Genomic DNA, 4794 nt, shown 5'->3' with positions numbered 1-4794 from the left:
GTGTCTTTCATTCCCGAGAACACGGCAAATGGGAACGGCTCTTATCTGGACTCGAACGATCAGCTGCCAGTGGTCGAGATCGTCGATGACACAACGATTTCTTTCACATGGACTGTCCCTATGGTTACCGCATTGAGGCAGATCGGCTTCCGCCCGATAATGCCAAAGCACGTTCTCGAGGAAGTCGTTGCCAACGGGACTTACCCAGAATTCTGGACAATTGCAGACTTTGACAAACTTGTTGGAATGGGACCATTCGTAATAACAGACTATATCGAAGGTGTAAGAATAGTCTTCGAAAGAAACCCATATTACTGGAAAGTCGATGGCAACGGAGTTAAGCTGCCCTACTTCGACAAGCTAAATTATGAGCTCCTTGCAGACCAGAACACCTCTCTTCTTAGATTCGAAGCAGGCGAACTTGACCTTTACGGACCAACTGCTGAGCAGTTCCCAAGGCTAGCAGAAATGGCCGCAGAAAAGGGTTGGATAACGGGTGTTGGTGGCCCTGCACTTGGATCCCAATTCGTGACTTTTAATTTCAACGCCACAGATCCGGTCAAGAGAGAATGGTTCAGAAACGACGGATTCAGAAGGGCCTTTGTATATGCAATGGATAGAGATGCCATCATTGAATCCCTATACAACGGACTCGGTTCTCCACTGTACGGACCCGTATCACCGTCCAGCGGCTTCTACAATCCCGAAATCGAGAAGTTCGCTTACAAGTATTCAATCACAAGGGCTAGACTTGAATTAAAGAGAGGCGGCTTCGACTGGCTCGCAGACGGAACCTGTGTCGACGCAAATGGAAACCCAGTTGAATTTGAACTTCTTACGAACGCTGGAAACGTTGTTAGAGAAGCGATTAGCAACATCATAGTAGATGGTGCTGCGAAGCTCGGAATCAAGGTCAATTTTAGACCCATTGACTTCAATACCGTTGTTTCAAGACTGACTGATGCAACCTATGAAGCTGTAGTAATTGGTTTAACCGGCAGTGTAGACCCCGGAACAGGTTGGAACGTTTACAGGCTCGATGGCGGTTTGCACTTCTGGAACTACCCTCCAGACTACAATCCTGATGACCACATAACGGAAGACATGTACATTCTTCCCGACTGGGAGAAGAGAGTAGACGAAATCTACAGACTCCAGACGTCCGCAGTTGACGATCAGGACAGATATGATTTGTTTGCGGAGTTCCAGATGATTTTTGCAGAGTATCAGCCAGTGGTCTTTACAATGGCTCAGAATTTCCTTTATGTTTACAAGAACAACATAAAGATGCCGGTGGAAAAGCTTACACCTGCCACTGGTCTTCTTTACCAGCTTGAAGGTTGGTGGAAAGAGTAATTTAGCGCGTTTCCTTAAGCGGGAGGGCTTTCCTCCCGCTTTTACTAATATTGGTCGAAATCATTCGCAAAACAGCTAAAGTGTTGAGGAGGGAATGAGGTGCTGAAATATATAGTTAGAAGGCTGATTCTTGCAATTCCCGTCTTGCTTGGGGTCTCGATACTGGCCTTCATGATTATATCCGCTGCCCCTGGAGATTTTTTGGATGCATACAGATTGAACCCTTCAATTTCGAGGGAGCAAATCGCCGTTCTCGAAAGTCAGTTTGGGCTTGATCAGAATGTATTTGTACAGTATTTCAAATGGTTGGGTAATGTTCTTACAGGTAATTTCGGGTACTCTTTCAGCTATAGAATTCCAGTTTTCGAACTGGTATGGAGAAGACTAGGGGCAACTCTTTTGTTGAGCATCAGCACTTTGATTTTCACGTGGGGAATCGGTATTCCTCTGGGTATCTATTCTGCGCTTCATCAGTATTCTCCCAGCGATCAGGCCTTTTCTTTTCTTGCGTTTATTGGCATCTCAATTCCAAACTTCTTCTTTGCACTGCTGTGGCTTTTTATGGCGGCCAAAACCGGTTGGTTCCCAATAGGTGGGATAATATCTCAGAACTTCGGCGACCTGAGTTTCTTTGGAAAGATTGGAGACTACCTTTGGCATGTTGCCGGTCCGATGGTCACTCTTGGCACATCCGGGTTGGCCGGTTTGATGAGACAGATGAGAGGTCAGCTTCTAGATCAACTCAGGCAGGATTATGTTCTCTTCGCAAGAGCAAAGGGAATGCCCGAGAAGAATGTCATATATAAACACGCATTGAGAAATGCAATAAATCCTATCGTTACTATGTTTGGATATGCACTTTCCGGCTTGCTTGGGGGGGCTGTCCTGACGGAGACGGTTTTTGGTTGGCCTGGAATGGGAAGACTTGTTATAGAAGCCTTAAACGCTCAGGATTTGTTTCTTGTTATGGCAACATTACTCCTTTCTGCTGTACTTCTGGTAATCGGCAATTTGCTTGCTGATCTGTTGCTCGCCTGGGTCGATCCCAGAATACGTTATAGGCTGAGCTGAGGGGTGTGAAATGAAGAAGAAAGATATTGTCGATAATAATACATTGCAGAGCACGGAGATCAGCAAAGAGGATCTCTTTGAAGTAAAATACATGAGCCGCTGGCAGCTCGTTTGGAGAGCCTTGAGAAAGCACAAGTTGGGTTTGCTTTCCCTCTGGATACTGATTATAATGTACCTAATTGCGTTGTTCGCAGATTTCCTTGCGCCAAACAGCCCTTACGAGCAGACTCAGGGTCTATCGTTTGCCCCGCCATCTAAAGTTCACTGGACAGATGAAGAAGGGAAGCTCACCGCTCCTTACATTTATGCCTGGGTCATGGAACGGGATCCAGAAACATACAGGACGACTTTTGCTGAAGGTGTTTCCGTAGGAGCGCTGACAGCAATCGACAAGTCCACAGGCGAGGAAATCACATTTAGGAAGGGTGAGAACGGAGTAAAAGATATCTTTCTCACAATAAAGACCGAAAGATACGCTTTAGACGCAGATGGAAATCGAGCTAACATAGGGCAACCAGATTATTCCATTATCCAGAACATCAAACTGAATGAACTGGAGCTTTTCGAGAGGACACAGGTTAGCGAAACCACGAACAAAACTACAATAGACTCTTTGAGCCCTAGCAGGTTTAGAGAGCTTCAAAAAATTGGACCGCCTGTGAAGGTGGTGACTGAAAGGACACTTCACAGAGTCTTCGCTCAGAAAGAGGATGAAATTGACGATGTTGTTCTTGAAGCCATAAGTCTTTACAACGAAATAATCGATCTTGACGGAGGAGATGTGGAGCTTGCTCAAGAGTTTCTTGCCGAGCTTGAAATCTCTCCAACTCTTCTTGGGGTAATCGTTGAACCTGAAGTCAAGACTTACGAAACCGTGAAGTACCCTGTTAAATTCTTCGTGAAGTCTTGGGAATACAAGCTCTTCTGGTTGATCCCAACAGACATTCATCTTTTCGGTACCGACCAGCCTTCGAAGCTGCTTTTATTCGGAGCAGACAGATACGGAAGAGATGTCTATTCAAGAATTCTGGCAGGCTCAAGAATCTCCATGAGTATTGGTTTACTTGCTATAATGATAACTTTTTCTCTTGGCCTATCAATTGGAGGTGCTGCCGGTTACTTTGGTGGAATTACTGACGAGATACTAATGAGAGTAACAGAAGTTTTGATGTCTATCCCGAGTTTCTACTTGCTAATCTCATTGCGGGCAATACTTCCCACCAGCATTCCATCGCATTTGACCTATCTGCTAATAGTGGTAATACTTAGCTTCATCGGCTGGCCTGGAATGGCAAGGGTCATTCGTGGAATGGTTCTAGGTCTAAAGGAGACGGAATTCGTCCAGGCTGCGGTAGCTATGGGCTATCCGTCTTCTCGTGTAATACTAAGGCATATTATTCCAAACACGGCAACCTACATTATTGTAGCTGCTACTCTGTCTATACCAGGCTATATACTGGGCGAGGCCGGGTTGAGCTTCCTGGGCCTAGGGATCACAGAGCCTTCTGCAAGCTGGGGGTTGATGCTTTCACAGGCGCAAAGCATTAAAGCAATGACTGAAGCTCCATGGCTTCTTATACCGGGTATCTTCATATTCATTGTGGTCATGGGATTCAACCTTCTAGCGACGCCTTGAGAGATGCTCTTGACCCAAGATCTCTAGGGTACTAAACCTAAGAACCTAATAGATTGATTGTATAGAGCGGGTCGGATGACCCGCTTTCTTTGTTTGGCTCAACTTTGACAGCAAGAAATCTGAAAACAGTTAAACATGGGGAAAAATGAAAAGAAAAACGACATACCACCACAGTGGTCTATTATGCAATCTCTTTGAGCAGATCCGGAGGTCTTATCTTGAGTGCTTTGAAAGCGTTGTAAGCATTGCCCATCGTTTCAGTCCTTGCAAGAAAGCGTTTACCTTCTACCGTTAGCTCAACTGCTCTTATCTCTGTCAAGTCTTCGAGTATTTCTGCATAAGAGAAAGTACTTCCAATCTCTTTCAGCTTTCTGTATAACTCAACTTTGACAGCAAGAAATCTGAAAACAGCTAAACAAGGGAAAAAATGAAAAGAAAAACAGACGTACCACCACAGTGGTCTATTATGCAATCTCTTTGAGTAGATCCGGTGGTCTTATCTTGAGTGCTTTGAAAGCGTCGTAAGCATTGCCCATCGTTTCAGTCCTTGCAAGAAAGCGTTTGTTTTCTACCGTTATCTCAACTGCTCTTATCTCTGTCAAGTCTTCGAGTATTTCTGCGTAAGAGAAAGTACTTCCAATCTCTTTCAGCTTTCTGCATAAGGCAGTCTCCATTACAAGTGCAAGGAAACAGATCATTATGTGTCCCTTCACCCTCGTGTCTGTGTAATG

At 45.0% G+C, this 4794-nt stretch carries 3 protein-coding genes and 2 pseudogenes; 3 read left to right on the top strand and 2 right to left on the bottom strand.

The window, feature by feature from the left end:
* The 3 genes and pseudogenes from BG32_RS05350 to BG32_RS05340 form a co-directional block, all read left to right on the top strand.
* Window positions 1-1356, top strand: a 1356-nt coding sequence (locus BG32_RS05350; protein WP_147434836.1) for an ABC transporter substrate-binding protein, incomplete at its 5' end; no start/stop codon positions are given.
* Between the two features lie 99 nt (window positions 1357-1455).
* Complete coding sequence (locus BG32_RS05345) at window positions 1456-2427, top strand: ABC transporter permease (protein WP_014730194.1); 972 nt, start codon at window positions 1456-1458, stop codon at window positions 2425-2427.
* A 10-nt stretch (window positions 2428-2437) separates the two neighbouring features.
* Window positions 2438-4098 (top strand): annotated as a pseudogene (locus tag BG32_RS05340) (ABC transporter permease).
* A 146-nt stretch (window positions 4099-4244) separates the two neighbouring features.
* On the opposite strand, the gene BG32_RS05335 reads toward BG32_RS05340, so the two are convergent.
* A complete protein-coding gene (locus tag BG32_RS05335) occupies window positions 4245-4535 on the bottom strand; it encodes a hypothetical protein (protein ID WP_259459535.1) in 291 nt (96 codons plus the stop codon).
* Window positions 4528-4794, bottom strand: a pseudogene (locus BG32_RS05330) (IS1634 family transposase); the annotation flags it as partial. The gene BG32_RS05335 and the pseudogene BG32_RS05330, both read right to left, overlap by 8 nt.

The organism is Mesotoga sp. HF07.pep.5.2.highcov (assembly GCF_003666285.1).
GTDB lineage: Bacteria > Thermotogota > Thermotogae > Petrotogales > Kosmotogaceae > Mesotoga > Mesotoga prima.
Note: the sequence above shows the minus strand (reverse complement) of the source record. Positions and strands in the feature narration are given on the sequence as shown.